15 protein-coding genes and 1 other RNA gene are annotated in these 15672 nt (G+C 58.4%); 13 read left to right on the top strand and 3 right to left on the bottom strand.

The genetic code is table 11. The features are described 5' to 3' along the window. Positions 1 to 86: 86 nt before the first annotated feature. Positions 87 to 731: a replication protein RepA gene (locus HMPREF3158_RS04310; protein WP_070497444.1), complete on the bottom strand. Its 645-nt coding sequence runs from the start codon at positions 729 to 731 to the stop codon at positions 87 to 89. A 253-nt stretch (positions 732 to 984) separates the two neighbouring features. On the opposite strand from HMPREF3158_RS04310, the gene HMPREF3158_RS04305 reads away from it, so the two are divergent. After that, entirely contained in the window at positions 985 to 2184 is a 1200-nt protein-coding gene (locus HMPREF3158_RS04305; protein WP_062035645.1) for a S1 family peptidase, read from the top strand. Between the two features lie 73 nt (positions 2185 to 2257). On the opposite strand, the gene hisN is transcribed toward HMPREF3158_RS04305, so the two are convergent. Both hisN and HMPREF3158_RS04295 read right to left on the bottom strand, forming a co-directional pair. Then, complete coding sequence (hisN, locus tag HMPREF3158_RS04300; RefSeq protein ID WP_070497442.1) at positions 2258 to 3043, bottom strand: histidinol-phosphatase; 786 nt, start codon at positions 3041 to 3043, stop codon at positions 2258 to 2260. Next, on the bottom strand, positions 3036 to 3863 hold the full coding sequence (locus tag HMPREF3158_RS04295) for an inositol monophosphatase family protein (protein ID WP_061921105.1): 828 nt from the start codon (positions 3861 to 3863) through the stop codon (positions 3036 to 3038). The genes hisN and HMPREF3158_RS04295 overlap by 8 nt, the downstream gene beginning before the upstream one ends. A gap of 68 nt (positions 3864 to 3931) precedes the next feature. On the opposite strand from HMPREF3158_RS04295, the gene prfB reads away from it, so the two are divergent. The 12 genes from prfB to HMPREF3158_RS04235 all read left to right on the top strand — a co-directional run bounded on the left by prfB (position 3932) and on the right by HMPREF3158_RS04235 (position 15438). Continuing rightward, complete coding sequence (prfB, locus tag HMPREF3158_RS04290; RefSeq protein ID WP_062035642.1) at positions 3932 to 5044, top strand: peptide chain release factor 2; 1113 nt, start codon at positions 3932 to 3934, stop codon at positions 5042 to 5044. A 44-nt stretch (positions 5045 to 5088) separates the two neighbouring features. Beyond that, on the top strand, positions 5089 to 5778 hold the full coding sequence (gene ftsE, locus HMPREF3158_RS04285; protein WP_062035641.1) for a cell division ATP-binding protein FtsE: 690 nt from the start codon (positions 5089 to 5091) through the stop codon (positions 5776 to 5778). Next, positions 5779 to 6681: a permease-like cell division protein FtsX gene (gene ftsX / locus HMPREF3158_RS04280; protein ID WP_070497440.1), complete on the top strand. Its 903-nt coding sequence runs from the start codon at positions 5779 to 5781 to the stop codon at positions 6679 to 6681. It begins immediately after the preceding gene. Positions 6682 to 6705: 24 nt separating this feature from the next. Next, positions 6706 to 7206 (top strand): SsrA-binding protein SmpB, encoded by a 501-nt coding sequence (gene smpB, locus HMPREF3158_RS04275; RefSeq protein WP_061921111.1) that lies wholly within the window; start codon positions 6706 to 6708, stop codon positions 7204 to 7206. A gap of 28 nt (positions 7207 to 7234) precedes the next feature. Next, positions 7235 to 7591, top strand: a complete 357-nt coding sequence (locus tag HMPREF3158_RS04270) for a DUF488 domain-containing protein (RefSeq protein WP_070497438.1) — start codon at positions 7235 to 7237, stop codon at positions 7589 to 7591. A 112-nt stretch (positions 7592 to 7703) separates the two neighbouring features. Further along, positions 7704 to 8081, top strand: a transfer-messenger RNA (tmRNA) gene (gene ssrA / locus HMPREF3158_RS04265). Positions 8082 to 8476: 395 nt separating this feature from the next. Then, entirely contained in the window at positions 8477 to 9994 is a 1518-nt protein-coding gene (locus HMPREF3158_RS04260) for an AbgT family transporter (protein ID WP_070497436.1), read from the top strand. A gap of 1 nt (position 9995) precedes the next feature. Then, complete coding sequence (locus HMPREF3158_RS04255) at positions 9996 to 11381, top strand: M20 family metallopeptidase (protein ID WP_070497434.1); 1386 nt, start codon at positions 9996 to 9998, stop codon at positions 11379 to 11381. Between the two features lie 184 nt (positions 11382 to 11565). Beyond that, positions 11566 to 12579 carry a siderophore ABC transporter substrate-binding protein gene (locus HMPREF3158_RS04250; protein ID WP_062035635.1) on the top strand — a complete coding sequence of 338 codons (1014 nt, stop codon included), beginning with the start codon at positions 11566 to 11568 and terminating at the stop codon, positions 12577 to 12579. Positions 12580 to 12648: 69 nt separating this feature from the next. After that, entirely contained in the window at positions 12649 to 13653 is a 1005-nt protein-coding gene (locus HMPREF3158_RS04245) for an ABC transporter permease (protein WP_070497433.1), read from the top strand. Further along, positions 13643 to 14686 carry an iron chelate uptake ABC transporter family permease subunit gene (locus tag HMPREF3158_RS04240; protein ID WP_070497431.1) on the top strand — a complete coding sequence of 348 codons (1044 nt, stop codon included), beginning with the start codon at positions 13643 to 13645 and terminating at the stop codon, positions 14684 to 14686. The genes HMPREF3158_RS04245 and HMPREF3158_RS04240 overlap by 11 nt, the downstream gene beginning before the upstream one ends. After that, the gene (locus HMPREF3158_RS04235; RefSeq protein ID WP_070497429.1) at positions 14683 to 15438 is read left to right on the top strand and encodes an iron ABC transporter ATP-binding protein; all 756 of its coding nucleotides are present in this window, start codon (positions 14683 to 14685) and stop codon (positions 15436 to 15438) included. Before HMPREF3158_RS04240 ends, HMPREF3158_RS04235 begins: the two co-directional genes overlap by 4 nt. Positions 15439 to 15672: the final 234 nt, after the last annotated feature.

Genomic DNA, 15672 nt, shown 5'->3' with positions numbered 1-15672 from the left:
GCAAATGCCTAGGAACAAAACCCGGGACACTTCAGTTTTGGGCAAAAAGAAAGCGCCCCGTAGGGCGCTAGTCTTCCGTGTTCGGTTTAGTCGAGTTCGGGGCGCGGTGGCTTCTGGTGAACTGATGGAGCAGTCCTCGTGACCGTTACGCCGTCTGTGTTGGCTTCAATTCCCGAGTTCGGCCATACCTTTGAAACTTCTTCGATTGCTTCCTTTGTGCGTCGTCTGAAGTCTCGCATCTGAGTCGTAGAGGTTATCTCTGAGGTGGCGAAGTTGGCGGCGATCATGTCCCAAGTGAAGGTGTAGGCTTCGCGGTTGTTTTTAGCCAGCCAGTATTGCTTTACGGTAAGCCAGATGTAAATGTCCATCGAACGTGGTTTGTTGAGCTCGCGCAGTACATTGAGGTCGATGGGGATGGGGGCTTCGGCAATGTGCTTGAAGAACTGGGGGGTTAGGACGAGTTCTGATTCCATGAAGCTTCCCTGGTTGGGGTCGCGGGGGTCGAACCAGAGGTTCCAGTCTTCGAGGATTTGGGTGTTGCGTCCGCGTGCGTGAACGCCGTCGTCGCTTTGGACAGTGATGAAAGAACCTGCGATGCGTAGGAGCTGCTCGCGGATATTTTTCAGGTTTCCGGTTGCTCCTCCGGTGCCGCGTCCGGTGATGCCGATTGCTTGGAGGAAGTGGCTCATGGAGTGTCCTAGTGGAATGCGGCAGGCTTCTTCGTGGGTGATTGGGCCTGGCCCCTGTTAGGTAGACACCTTATATCCAGCCCGGTTGGGTTGGGGCCAGGCCCCTTTGACGTTTTACAAAGAAAACCTAGTACAGCGGCCATTTTTAGGTAAACCAAAGGTTTTGGGTACACCCGGAAACTGTGTAAACGATAACGGGTTGGAAACAGATGCAAACTAGGGCTTCGTAATACCTATCCGCGTGAAATGATGAGCCTTGCTAGACCAATAGCAAGATAGATAGAGGGATTTGTTCATGCTTCACATTCCGCACCTAAAGAAAGTCATCGTGGGCTCGGCTTTCGCAGGTGCGTTTTTCTTTGCGAGCCCCACAGCAGGCGCCCAAGAGCTGCCTGCTGCCGAGCCATTCGACCCAGCTGCCGCCGCGCATGCCGTGGTTAATCATGTCAACGATGAGTTTGCTCGCTTCGGCGCGCAATCTGGTTTAAGTGACATGCTGCAGACGCAGCAGCCTGCTGCGCAGACCCAGGCACAAGTGCAGGGCCAGGTTCAGAACCAAATTCAGGCACAGAATAAAGCGCTGAATTCGGCCGTCAACGATGCAGTGTCCCAGGCCCAGAACGCAGTGCAGCCGGTCATCGAACAAGCGAATGCGGATAGCCAGCAGTACGCGCAACCGCTGACCAACCCGAACCCGGTCGGCATGATTGAGCAGGCAACGCAGCCAGCTTTTAAGCCACAGGGCACGGATCCGAACTACGTCTGGAAGAACGATGCTTTCTCCAAGGCGGCAGCCGCTAAGCCCTTCGATGACTACGTGTTGCATCGCGTACCTGGTTCCTACTTCGACGCACCGCGCGTACCTGAAGAATCCAATGCGGCGTTGACGCGTGGAAAGTCCTTGTACGGCCCAGGTACGCCGCTGTATGTTCGTCAGGACACCATGTGCACCTTGACCGCAGCAGGCACCGACGCAGCCGGCCGCAAGGTAGGCATCACCGCGGGACACTGCGGCAACGTCGGTGACCCAGTTTCTTCCGCCGATTCCTGGCAGGTTGGCCCAACCGGCACCATTGCCTCCAGGAACGATTACCTGGACTACTCGGTCATCGAGTTCGGCTCCAAGGCTGAGGTAACCCGCAACTACAATGGCGTGCATGCCACGGAGGTTGGCGGCAATGTCAAGCCGGGCGCTGTCACCTGCAAGACTGGCGTCGCAACCGGCACTACCTGTGGCATGACCTACCAGCAGGCCAAGGAAGTCCAGATCAACCAGGTCTGCGCCATGGAAGGTGATTCCGGCGCACCGGTTATGTACAAGGGTCGCATCATCGGTGCAATCTCCCGCGGTCTTATCCCGGGTCTGCCTGATTGTCGCACCCCGCTGCAGGGCGCTCTGCACGATCCGACCGTAGCGATGAACATGGACGCAATCCTTGCGGACATGAACCGCCGCGGTGGGGTAGGAGCAGGCTTTACGCTCCCGCAGAACTAGTCTCTCCCACAAAACGGCTACATGCCCCGCGTTTGAAGCGCGGGGCATGTAGCCGTTTTAGTGATTGTTTTGTCTAGTGCAGTTTCAGCGCTTCCAGCGCTGCCGTGTGCAGCAGGCCGTTGCTAGCCACCGAAGAGCCGTGGTGCGGGCCGGCCTCACCGTTGAGGCCGGTGAACTTACCACCCGCCTCGGTTACCAGCAGAGACGGCGCTGCAAGATCCCAGAGGGAGACCTCAGGCTCTGCCGCAATGTCGACTGCGCCTTCTGCCACCAAGCAGTAGTTCCAGAAGTCGCCATAGCCGCGCAGACGCCAGGTCTTTTCGGAGAGTTCCACGAAGCAATCACGCAAACCGCGCTTAGCCCAGCCTGCCAACGAGCCCATGGCCAGAGAGGCGTTTTCGAGCTGGTCAATCTGCGAGACGTGTAGACGCTTTGGCTCGCCGCCGAATACGCGGTAGGCGCCGCCGCCCTTGGCGGCGTACCAGCGACGTCGCAAAGCAGGCGCGGAAATCACCGAAACCACAGGCTCACCGTCTTCCAAAAGAGCAATCAGCGTGGCCCATACCGGCACGCCGCGCACGAAGTTCTTGGTGCCATCGATTGGATCGATGACCCACTGGCGGCCCTTGAAGGTGGGGGGGCCACCGAATTCCTCACCTAAGACTTCGTCGCGCGGACGGGAGCGCTTGAGAGCCTCACGAATCTGCTTCTCGCAGGCCAAGTCAGCGTCAGAAACCGGGGACATATCCGGCTTGTCCTTGACCGAAAGATCGGAAGCCTCAAAGCGGTGCATCGTGATGACATCCGCGTGACCTGCCAGCTCGAGCGCGAGGCCTAAGTCTTCTTTGAACTTACCCACGGAGCCATGCCTCCATTTGATCGACAACCTGTTTATTACCAGCGATGCACCATTCCACACCGCCTGCTTCTACCTTGCGGGCGGCGCCACCTGCGGCCTCCACCAGCGCTTTGCCCGGGAACCAATCCCAGTCCGCGACGCTGTGCTGCATCCAAGCACCCCAGGTGCCGTCGGCAACGCTGGAGAGGTCCACGGAACCGGCGCCGAGCATGCGAACTGTAGCAAAGTGCTCGGACACACGCTGCCAGGCCGCGCGGATTTCTGGGTCCTGAATGGATGTAGGGTGCAGGTAGGTTGCCATGCTGGTTTCATTTGCCGGTTTATCCTGCAGCTTGGCGACGTCCTTTCCATCACGGGAAGTAGGAAAGTCACGGCCGCCGAACCAGGTGTAGCCCATGGCGGGGCGGTGCACTGCGCCCATGATGACGCCCTCGGCGTCGGTAAGCGCGAGCGCCGAGCACCAGTAGTCCGAGCCAGATGCGAAGTTATAGGTACCGTCTACCGGGTCGATGACCCAGTTGCGTCCCGAGGTGGAAGGGCGGGTAGCGCCCTCCTCGCCGAGGATGCCGTCCTCGGGGCGCACCACCTCGAGCACGCCGGCAACGAAGCGCTCGGTGGCGCGGTCTGCATCGGTGACGACATCAGAAATGGAGGTCTTCTGATCGACGTCAATGCCCTGCTCACGCATGCGCCATGCCAGGCGGCCTGCGTTGTAAACGAGTGCCTGCGCAAGGTGTGCGTCGGTATCGTCTACGTGAGCTACCAGAAAGGTCTTGGTGATCGCGTCGATCATCTCATTCAAGCTCGGCTGTTGAGTCATGGAGCTATTGTCCCGCTAAATGCGGCCGATGGCTAATTGTGTGTGCCGCGCAGGTAGACTTGAGGGCTATGCGTCCCGAACAATCAGCCCGTCTTGCCGAATTGGATTCCACCCTTACGACCATTGAAAAGGTCATGGATCCTGCAGCTTTAGCTGAGCAGGTTCGTGAGCTCGAAGCTCAGGCTGGTGACCCCTCTTTGTGGGATGATCCGGCCCACGCGCAGCAGGTGACTTCCGCGCTTTCGGCCGCGCAGGCCAAGATTCGCAAGCTGGAATCGCTGCGTTCGCGCGTGGACGATATGCCGGTTATGTACGAGTTGGCGGAGGAAGAGGGGGACACCTCGCTTGCCGACGACGAGCTAGACGAACTGGGCAGCCTCATCGAGGCGCTGGAAGTGACCACGATGCTCTCTGGAGAGTATGACCCGCGCGAGGCCGTTATTAATATCCGTTCCGGTGCGGGTGGCGTGGATGCGGCGGACTGGGCCGAGATGCTCATGCGTATGTACGTGCGCTGGGCGGAAAAGAATGGCCATAAGGTGGATGTCTACGACATTTCTTATGCAGAGGAGGCGGGCATCAAGTCGGCCACCTTCGTGGTGCACGGCGAGTACATGTACGGCCAGCTTTCTGTAGAACAGGGCGCCCACCGTTTGGTCCGCATCTCGCCGTTCGATAATCAGGGCCGGCGCCAGACCTCCTTCGCTGAGGTGGAGGTGCTGCCGGTGGTGGAGCAGACCGACCATATCGATATTCCGGATGCGGACGTGCGCGTCGATGTCTATCGCTCTTCGGGCCCTGGCGGCCAATCAGTTAATACTACGGATTCCGCGGTGCGTCTGACGCACATTCCGACCGGCATCGTGGTGACCTGCCAGAACGAAAAATCCCAGATCCAGAACAAAGCCTCGGCGATGCGCGTGCTGCAGGCCAAGCTTTTGGAGCGCAAGCGTCAGGAAGAACAGGCGGAGATGGATGCGCTCGGCGCAGGCGGCAATGCCTCGTGGGGAAACCAAATGCGCTCGTATGTCCTGCATCCGTATCAGATGGTCAAGGACTTGCGCACCAACTATGAGGTGGGCGATCCATCGAAAGTGCTCGACGGTGACCTGGATGGATTCTTGGAGGCCGGAATCCGCTGGCGTATGGCTGAGGCGCAGAAGGCAGAGCAGGAAAGTTAGTTTTACACTTTCCGTTGTTAACTCATGTTGCTAATGTGGCTTGAGTGATCACCTTTGAAAATGTGTCCAAGGTTTATAAGACGTCGACAAGGCCTGCGCTTGACGACGTCTCGTTTCAGATCGATGACGGCGAATTCGTCTTCCTGATCGGGCCCTCCGGCTCTGGTAAGTCGACATTCCTACAGCTGATGGTGCGTGAGACGAATGTTTCCTCCGGCGACATTCACTTCGGCGATTTCCACGTCAATGCGCTGAAAGGCCGCCAGATCAATAAGCTGCGCCAGTCCATCGGCTACGTCTTCCAAGACTTCCGCCTGCTGCCGAAGCTGAACGTCTACCAAAACGTGGCCTTCGCGCTCGAGGTCATTGGAAAGAAGAAGTCCAAGATCGACAAAGCGGTACCGGAAGTTCTGGAGATGGTGGGGTTGGGTTCCAAACAGCACCGCATGCCGCATGAGCTTTCCGGTGGTGAGCAGCAGCGCGTTGCCGTGGCACGTGCCTTTGTTAACCGCCCCAAGTTGGTCCTTGCAGATGAGCCGACGGGCAACCTGGACCCGGGTACTGCCTCGGAGATTTTGGGATTGCTATCCCAGATCAACCGCCGCGGCACTACAGTCATCATGTCTACGCACAATGCGCGTGCCGTCAATGATGCCCGCCAGCGCGTTCTCGAGCTGCACAACGGCAAGCTCGTTCGCGACGAAGACCACGCACTGTACGGAGAGGCTCTGTAAATGCAACTAGGACTAGTTTTACGCGAGGCTTTTAAGGGGCTCGGCCGCAACCTGACCATGACGGTGGCGATGGTTATCACGACCGCCATTTCCGTAGCGCTGGTTGTCGCCGGCGTGCTGGTGACCAACATGACTAACGACACCAAGGAGATCTACTTGGAGCGCGTGGAAGTCATGGTTCAGCTCAATGAGGATATCTCCGCAAACGATCCGAAATGTAGTTCCTCGGAATGCGCTGACTTGAAGAAGCAGCTGGAAAGCGACGATGACGTGGAATCGGTGAATTATCGTGACCGTCAGGCGTCCTACGACCGCTTCGTCGAGCTTTTCCAGGAGACCGATCCTGTGATGGTGGAGGAGACCTCTCCCGACGCGCTGCCAGCGGCCTTCCACGTCCGCTTGGTCGATCCCACGGATACCGCGCCAATCGACGCCATCAAAGACAACCCGGCAGTCAGCGAAATCATTGACCAGCAAGAAGAAGTCCGCGGTGCCGCCCATAACTTGGACGCCATCCGCAATGCGACCTTCGTGCTCGCAGCCGTGATGGCAATCGCAGCTATTTTCCTGATCGCGAACATGGTTCAGATTGCTGCTTTCAACCGTTCCCGTGAGACCTCGATTATGCGCATGGTGGGCGCATCCCGCTGGATGACCCAGGCTCCGTTCGTGTTGGAAGCACTCCTTGGAACGCTGATCGGCGTCGTGCTCGCTGGCGTGGGCATCTCCGCAGGCAAGTCCGCGGTGGTTGACCCCTCGCTGAAGAATCTCTACGAATCGCAGCTTCTGGCACCGATTAAGAGCTCGGACATTTGGGTTGCTCTGCCTATCGTGGGTGTATTCGCTCTGATTTTTGCTGCACTGACGGCGCAGATTACCCTGCGCGCTTATGTGCGCAAGTAAGCACCGCGTATAGTTGTAGAAATTATGGCGAAGAAGGCAAAGAAGAAAGCAGCGGTCGATAACAACACGACCCTAGCCACCAATCGCCGTGCCCGTCACGATTACAAGATTCTCGATACCCTCGAATGCGGCATGGTCCTGGTGGGAACCGAAATCAAGTCAATGCGTGAGGGCAAAATCTCGCTCGTCGATGCGTTCGCAACCATCGACGACGGCGAGGTTTATATCCGCAACCTCCACATCCCTGAGTACTCGCAGGGAACCTGGACAAACCACTCGCCAAAGCGCACCCGCAAGCTGCTGCTGCACCGCCGTGAGATTGACAAGCTCATGGGCCAGGTGCGCGATGGCAACAAGACTCTGGTGCCGCTCAAGGTCTATCTGAAAGATGGCCGCGCCAAGTGCGAGTTGGGCCTTGCCCAGGGTAAGCAGGACTACGACAAGCGGGAGGCCATCAAGCGCCGCGATCAAGACCGCGAAATCACCCGCGAACTGGGGCGCCGCATCAAGGGAATCAACGCTTAAAGCGCCGCCACGACGTAGCCTGGGTACCATGATTCATACTGCAAAGGCGCACGACGTCGTCAAGGGCGAGACAAAAGTAACCGGCAAGTCGGTGCTCGTGGACAGGCTCTGGCCGCGCGGGATAAGCAAGGATGACTTGGCGCCGGACTATTGGCTCAAAGACGTAGCTCCCAGCCCTGAGCTGCGCAAGTGGTGGAACCACGACGCGGATTCATTCGGTGAGTTCTCCAAGCGTTATAAGTCTGAGCTCGACGCGAACGAAGCCGAAGATATGGAAAACCTGCGCCGCCTCGCGGAAAAGGGCGCAGTAACGCTTATCTTCGCCGCCAAGGACCGCGAGGTAAACCACGCTACGGTTCTCAAAGAATGGCTGGATGCGCAATAGGGCAGCGATGAACCACATAAGGTTTATGCCGGGGGACTTGAGCCTTAAGCCGGTGTTGGAGTAGCGTAGAGCAAACCGCAGAGAATTGCACATACCCGCTCTGTAGGTTAATGGGGTCGACTTGGTTTCGACTTCGTACATTGAGCCAGGGGAAGCGTGCCGGTGCAGGCTGGAGACCACCGTAAGCGTCGCAGCAACCAATAAACGCAGAGAAGAACTCTCAGCGTGACACGCCCTCGCTGCCTAATTTCAGCGACGCGTGTCTGTCAGCCCAGGTTTAGTTCCTGACCTGGTTCCTGGCATCGACTAAGGAACTTGCCTTTCTGGTTTGTTGTTCGGCCGGAAGGGGACTTCTAGAGCAACTGGGCCCATCATCCGGAACGTGTTTGCCCGTGCCGGAGGGCCGAGTAGAGATCCTGTGCAAACTGCGCACGGAGAAGCCCTGGCGAGGTGACGAAGGACCCGGGTTCAATTCCCGGCGGCTCCACCACTTGCCCCAGCTAAACGATGTTTAGCTGGGGCTTTTCTCATACCTGCGCTGTTAGCGCGGCGTCGCGAAGCCTGACCTGCATTCGAACCATCGAAGCGGCTCACAAGCACCAGTTTGGCTGCATTTGATGGTTCGAATGCATGTTTCTTTCGTACGGAAATCAAAAGTTGGCAGTGGCAATTGGGCCAAGATTGAGATGTGCCTCACTTTTTCAATGTAGTGTATGTTACATTGCAAAGAATCTTTGATGAAGGAGGCCACCCATGCCTGTCGCAGATAAGACAACGCGTGCCCCTCAATCCAGCGCTAGCCCTGCAAAGGCTGCGAAGAGCAAGCCGGCCACGGGCGGTTGGCTCGATTAGTTTCTCAACGGCGTTGAATACGTAGGCAACAAGCTGCCAGAGCCGTTTACCATCTTCCTGATCCTGTTCCTCATCACCGGCGTTGCTTCTTCCATCATGGCGTGGATGGACATCAAGGTGCAGGTGCCTGGATCTGATGAAATCCAGCCCGTCAAGGGCTTGTTCACCGGCGAGGGCATGTCGTGGTTTACCACCACGATGGGCGAGAATTACATCAACTTCCCGCCGTTGGTTACGGTGCTGCCCATCATGCTGGCAGTCGGCGTGGCCGAGCGCTCCGGAATGCTCTCCGCCCTCATTCGCAAGCTCTTCGGCTCTGCGAAGCCATGGGTTTTGCCTTACGCAGTCGGCGTCATTGGCGTGACCGCATCGGTCATGGCTGACGCTGCCTTCGTTATCGTTCCGCCACTGGCGGCGATGGTGTTCAAGGCAGCCGGTCGCCACCCTGTCGCAGGCCTCATCGGTGGCTTCGCTGCCGTTGGCGCTGGCTACTCCACCGCACTGGTCCCAACCTCCTTGGATGCGCTGTTCGCAGGTATTACCACCGCGGTTATGGAGACCCTGCCGGGCATGGAGTTCTCTGACGTGAACGCAATGTCCAACTACTTCTTCAACGTGGCATCTTCCATCGTTCTCGGTGTCTTGGCCGGTTACATCACTGACCGCGTCATCGAGCCGCGCATGTGGAAACAGGAAGTGCCTACCGAAGAGGACATCGATCCGGAAGAGGCCGCACACCGCGGCGACCGCGACGAAAACGGCGAGGAGCTCTCCGCAGAGCTTTCCCCGACTGAAAGCAAAGGCCTGGTGTGGTCTGTAGTTGCCACCGTCATCGTTACCGCGGCACTGTTGTTCGCCATTCTTCTGCCAGAATCCCCGTGGCGTAACGAGACCGGCGGCTTCCTGCCGAAGTCTCCGCTGATGAGCTCCATCGTTTTCATCGTCTTCCTGTACTTCCTCGTGCTCGGTGTGGTCTACGGCAAGGCCGTGGGCACCGTCAACGGCATCAAGGACGTCGTCGACATGATGATTGGCTCGCTGAAAGACATGTTGAGCTTCCTCATCCTGGCCTTCATCTTGGGCCAGTTCGTGGCGCTGTTTGCGTGGACCGGCATCGGTACTTTTACCGCGGTCAAGGGCGCGGCATTCCTGGAATCCATCGGTCTCACCGGCTTCGGCGCGGTCCTCGCGTTCATCGTCCTGGCCTCGTGCCTGAACCTGCTCATCATCTCCGGTTCTTCGATGTGGACCCTGATGGCGGCAGTGTTCGTTCCGATGTTCGCACTGCTGGGCTACGAGCCGGCCTTCATTCAGAGCGCTTTCCGTGTGGGTGACTCTGCAACTCAAATCATCACTCCGCTGAACCCGTACATGATCGTGATGCTAGGATTCCTGCAGCGCTACGAGCCGAAGGCAGGCCTGGGCACCCTGATGTCGCGCCTGATGCCATACGTGGTTCCGTTCTTCACCGCGTGGGCAATCCTGCTGGCCATCTGGTTCTACGCAGACCTACCGCTGGGTCCGGGCAACAACATTTTCATCGAGGGATAACGTGTGCGATAGCGACAATCACGCAAGAAACAATCCATCAACGGCATATTTGGAGGCCACGGAGCAGCTCATTGCGCAGCGCGTGGCGGCCGCCCAAGCAGCCAACGCGGGAGCACAAGCATCCCTGGCTGAGGCTTATGCGGGGCAGGACGTGCTGTGGAAGGCGGCGTCGGAAAGCGCTGACGCCAACCGCGAGCTTGCCGCCCACATCGTGCAGGATTTGCATGCTCACCCAGAGACGGCCTTCGAGGAGCACCGCTCGATGGGCATGCTTGCCGACGTCGTGGAGCAACGCGGTTTCCCCGTCCGACGCGGTGTTTACGGGGTGGAAACCGCTTTCGAGGCGGAGTGGAGGAGCCCGAACTTCGATGCGTCATCTCATCCCACCGTGGCAATCATGGCCGAGTATGACGCGCTGCCCGGTATCGGGCACGGCTGTGGTCACAACGTCATCGCTGCCGCGGGCGTGGGCGGATTCCTATCTGCGGTCGAGGCGCTGTGTAAGAACGGCGGCGTCGAGGGGCGCTTGCTGCTGCAGGGCACCCCGGCCGAGGAGGGGCATTCGGGCAAGGAGTACATGATCCGTGGCGGCAGCCTTGACTCCGTGGATGCAGCGATGATGATCCACGGCTTTGGCTATGACATTGGCTCGCACGCGTGGGTCGGGCGCCGCAGCGTCAACGTGTACTTTCGCGGCGTGGCGGCGCACGCGAGTTCGCAACCTTTCATGGGGCGCAACGCCCTCGACGCAGCATCCTTGGCCTACCAGGGCATTGGCCTGATGCGTCAGCAGATGCCTCCGAGCGATCGTGTCCACGCCATCATGGGCGGGGGAGCGCGACCTTCGGTGATTCCGCGTGAAGCCTCGATGCACATCTATGTGCGTTCCTTGGGTAACCAGACCCTCATGGATTTGTCCCAACGCGTTAACGAAATCGTTGAGGGGGCTGCGCTAATGGCCGGCGTCCAGGTCGATGTCGAATGGGACGAGCACCCGATGACGCTGCCGGTGCGCAACAACGAGGCGCTGGTGGAGCGGTGGACACGCACGCAAACGCTGCGCGGAAGGACGGCGCTTCCCGCGGGAACCGTGCCGGAGACCCTTGCCGCGTCCACGGACTTCGGTAACGTCTCGCACCTTGTGCCGGGCATTCACCCGATGGTCAAGGTCTCTCCGTCCGACGTTGCCCTGCATACCGAGGACTTCGCTCGCTGGGCCGCAACGGATGCGGCTGTCGACGCCGCAGTGGACTCCGCAGCAGGCTTGGCCCAAGTAGCGATTGACTACTTGGCGGACATGAAAATGCGCGCGGCAGCGAATGCGGAGTTTGCCGAACAGGGCGCTGTTGCGGTGGCGGATCTCTTGGCGGAATCGTCCGCGGACTAGGCGCCGAGTAGGCTCGGAGTAGGTTTTCTTGCACTGTGCAAGGGGGTGGGGGTAACCGCCTCTTTGCGCAGTTCAACCTATATTTTATTGCATTTGTAGGCTTGCCTAACAAAAACTGCTTGAAAGGTAAGGCTTACATCAGTTAGGTTAGGCGAGTATTTGAAAACCTTTCGAAAAGGACATCATGACCGCCAAGATTCGTCGTTCTCTCGTCGCGTCCGTCGCAGCCCTGTCGATGGCTCTGACCGCTTGCTCTTCTGCAGAAGAGTCCACCTCCGGTTCTTCTGACACCTCCGCAGCGTCCTCCTCCGAGACCACGGAGATCACTCTCGAGGACAACTTCGGTGAGAAGAAGATTGCTGCCCCGGTTTCTGCCCCGGCCGTTACGGACAACCGCGCTTTCGAGATTCTTGCTGACTGGGATGTCAAGATTGCCGCCGCACCGCTGAAGCTGGTTCCTTCCACCGTGCGCGATGTCTACAACAAGGACACCGTCGCAGCTGACCTCGGTTCCCACCGCGAGCCGGATCTGGAATCTCTCGTCGCTGCGGAACCGGATGTGGTCTGGAACGGCCAGCGCTTCGAGCAGCACCAGGAAGACATCGAAAAGCTGGTGGAAGATGTCCCCGTGCTCGACTTTGAGCCGCGCGATGACAAGGACTTCTTCGAAGAACTCAAGCGCCACACCGAGGCACTGGGCCAGACCTTCGGACACGAAGAGGACGCAGCCAAGCTCATCGAGGACTTCGACGCAGCCGCAAAGCGCGCCAAGGAAGCTTATGATCCTTCCAAGAAGGTCATGGCAGTGAACACCTCCGGTGGCGAGATCGGCTACATTGCGCCGAAGATCGGCCGCACCTACGGCCCGGTTTTCGATCTCATCGGTATGACCCCGGCTCTTGAGGTTCCGGAAGGAACCGATGACCACGAGGGCGACGACATCTCCGTCGAGGCAATCGCTGAGTCCAACCCGGACTGGATCCTCGTCATGGACCGCGACGCAGCCGTCAGCAAGGAAGGCGAAGAACACGTTCCGGGCGACAAACTCGTTAACGAGAATGCTGCGCTGAAGAACGTGACCGCAGTCAAGGAAGGCAACGTCTACGTTGCCCCGGCTGATACCTACGTCAACGAGAGCATCATTACCTACACTGAGATTCTCAACGCTCTGGCTGATGCCTTTGAGAAGCAGTCCTAAACTGCGCAAATAGAACCGAAACCGGAACGCCGAAAGGCTTTCCGGTTTTTGGTGTGAAAGAGATAAATTTTGACTTCAGCAGAGAAAACCGCGGTTCAAGAAGCACCACCCGCGCGCCGTTCCCGCGGCAAGCTTTTCACTTGGAAGCTGTTGCTCGGCGTCGTGGCTGTAGCGGCGTTGCTCCTCCTTTCGCTCATGGTGGGGGAGTATTCGATCCTTGATCACGACGACGGCCGCGACATGTTTATGACCACGCGCATTCCGCGCACCATCGCCCTGGTGCTCGCGGGCGCGGCAATGGCGATGAGTGGTTTGGTGATGCAGCTGCTCACCCAGAATCGCTTCGTTGAACCCACGACAACGGGTACCACGGAATGGGCAGGCCTCGGCCTTCTCTTTTCGATGATCGTGCTCCCGCACTCGTCGGTGCTTGGCCGCATGGTCATTTCTGTTGTGTTCTCTTTCATCGGCACGATGGTCTTTTTCGCTTTCTTGCGCCGAGTCACGTTGCGCTCCTCGCTCATCGTGCCGATCATCGGCATCATGCTGGGTGCCGTCGTCAGCGCGGTGTCCTCTTTCGTGGCTCTGACCACCGACAAACTGCAGCAGCTGGGGATCTGGTTCATGGGCTCGTTCACCTCCGTGTACGAGGGCCAGTACGAGGTGCTGTGGATCGTGTTGTTGGTGCTGCTCGCGGTGTTCTTCTACGCGGACAAACTCACGGTCGCAGGCTTGGGCGAAGAAATCGCCACCAACGTGGGCCTGAATTACAACCGAATGATCCTCATCGGCACCGGGCTCATCGCTGTGGCCACTGGCGTGGTCACCGTGGTCGTGGGCTCCCTGCCTTTCTTGGGGCTTATCGTTCCCAATGCGGTGAGCATGTTCCGCGGCGATGACCTGCGTTCAAACCTTCCTTGGGTATGCCTGCTCGGTATTGCCACGGTGACGTTGTGTGACCTCCTCGGCCGAACCGTCATTTCGCCGTTTGAGCTGCCCGTATCCGTCATCCTGGGCGTGGTCGGCGCGGCGGTCTTCGTATTCCTGATTGTGAGGTCCACCCGTGAGCGTTAAGACAGAGCAGCGCACAGGCGACGTCGCCAAGCAGCGCTATGTGGGCTCCTTCCAGTCGGCCAAAGCAGCGCGCAAGTACTGGCTCATCTTGGTGGCGCTCATCGTGGCGGGCGCACTCTTCGCGTTTGGCCTGCTGGCGTATGACAACCCCATGGACTTCGGAACGCGTAAGTGGTGGCTCATCGCGCAACGCCGTGCCGACGCCGTGACCGCCATGGCTATCGTGGCTGTGTGTCAAGCCGTTGCGACCGTGGCCTTTCATACGGTCACCAATAACCGCATCCTGACCCCGTCCATCATGGGCTTTGAATCGCTCTACGCGGCGATTAATACTGCGACCATCTTCTTCCTAGGCGCCACGGGCCTCACGGAAGCCCGCAACATGGGCACATTCCTGTTCCAGATGACAGTGATGATTGTGCTCTCACTCATCCTGTACTCGTGGCTGCTGACAAACCGCAGCAACAACATGCATGCGATGCTATTGGTCGGCGTGGTCATTGGTGGCGGACTTGGATCGCTGTCCACTCTGATGCAGCGCATGCTGACACCCAGCGAGTTTGACGTGCTGACGGCGCGACTGTTTGGCTCGGTCAACAATGCTGAGACTGAGTATTATCCCATCGCAATTCCACTGGTGATTGCGGCGACGGCGTTGCTTTTCTTTCATTCCCGCCGCCTCAACGTGCTCTCGCTTGGTCGCGAGGCTGCCACCAACCTCGGCGTGAATCACAAGTTCAACGCAATCTTTACTCTGATCCTGGTATCAGTTCTCATGGCCACCACCACCTCGCTCGTAGGTCCCATGACCTTCCTCGGATTCTTGGTGGCAACCTTGGCCTACCAGTTCGCGGAAACCTACGACCACCGATACTTGTTCCCCATGGCCATCGCCACCGCCTTTGCTGTGCTCACGGGTGCGTACTTCCTGATGCAGCACGTCTTCTACGCGCAGGGCGTTGTATCCATCATCATTGAGCTTGTCGGCGGCTCGGTATTCCTCATCGTCATTTTGCGAAAGGGCAGACTGTGATCACACTCAATAACGTTGCGAAGACCTATTCCCACGAGACGAACATTGGCCCAGTGTCCCTCGACATTCCGGCCGGCGGTATCACCGCGCTTGTGGGGCCCAACGGTGCCGGCAAGTCCACGCTGCTGACGATGGTGGGGCGTTTGCTCGATATCGACGAAGGCACCATTGAGGTCGCTGGATTGGACATCACCTCTACCAAGTCCCAGGACTTGGCCAAGATTTTGTCCATCCTACGGCAGGAGAACCACTTCATCACGAAGCTGACGGTGCGTCAGCTCGTGGGGTTTGGCCGCTTCCCGTACTCGCATGGCCGCCTGACGGCTGAGGACGAGGAGATCATCTCCAAGTACATTGACTTCCTTCACCTCAGCGATTTGGAGGACCGCTACCTGGATCAGCTCTCGGGCGGCCAGCGTCAGCGCGCGTATGTGGCGATGGTCCTGTGTCAGGAGACTGATTACGTTTTGCTGGACGAGCCTCTCAACAACCTTGATATCGCGCACTCCGTGGAAATGATGAAGCACCTCAAGGAGGCCGCGCAGAACTTCGGGCGCACGATCATCATCGTTTTGCATGACATCAACTTCGCTGCCCGCTACGCCGATCACATCTGTGCGGTGAAGAATGGGGAAGTGGTGGCCTTCGGTGATCCGGAGGAGGTCATGCGCGATGAGGTGCTGACCCCAATCTTCAATACGCCCATCACGGTTATCGACGGCCCCGACGGTCTGCTGGCGTGCTATCACTAGCTGCTTGGCGACGTCGCCCCCGCTGGGCGTTGCTTGATACGCCAGGTTTGTCTCCGAAATGGTGGATTTACCTGGCGATTTGTGTACTAACACTAGTGCGCGCTAAATTATTTCAAGTCGCAACGAGGTGGCCGCAAGGTTAACAAGTTGTGGTTCGGATGAATTCTTCTTCACGGATTTGACACTAATCAAAGAAGTGAGTAAGTTATTCCGAGTCGCTTCGAGAGCGAGGAG

It is taken from the genome of Corynebacterium sp. HMSC06G04, assembly GCF_001807365.1.
Taxonomy (GTDB): domain Bacteria; phylum Actinomycetota; class Actinomycetes; order Mycobacteriales; family Mycobacteriaceae; genus Corynebacterium; species Corynebacterium simulans.
The sequence above is the reverse complement of the archived record's forward strand: the minus strand, read 5'-3'. Positions and strand labels throughout refer to the sequence as shown.

Excerpts from the sequence above, each read along its gene's own strand:
- HMPREF3158_RS04305 (WP_062035645.1), top strand. The coding sequence starts at position 985 with ATGCTTCACATTCCGCACCTAAAGAAAGTCATCGTGGGCTCGGCTTTC.
- HMPREF3158_RS04295 (WP_061921105.1), bottom strand. The coding sequence starts at position 3,863 with ATGACTCAACAGCCGAGCTTGAATGAGATGATCGACGCGATCACCAAG.
- prfB (WP_062035642.1), top strand. The coding sequence starts at position 3,932 with ATGCGTCCCGAACAATCAGCCCGTCTTGCCGAATTGGATTCCACCCTT.
- ftsX (WP_070497440.1), top strand. The coding sequence starts at position 5,779 with ATGCAACTAGGACTAGTTTTACGCGAGGCTTTTAAGGGGCTCGGCCGC.
- smpB (WP_061921111.1), top strand. The coding sequence starts at position 6,706 with ATGGCGAAGAAGGCAAAGAAGAAAGCAGCGGTCGATAACAACACGACC.
- HMPREF3158_RS04270 (WP_070497438.1), top strand. The coding sequence starts at position 7,235 with ATGATTCATACTGCAAAGGCGCACGACGTCGTCAAGGGCGAGACAAAA.
- HMPREF3158_RS04250 (WP_062035635.1), top strand. The coding sequence starts at position 11,566 with ATGACCGCCAAGATTCGTCGTTCTCTCGTCGCGTCCGTCGCAGCCCTG.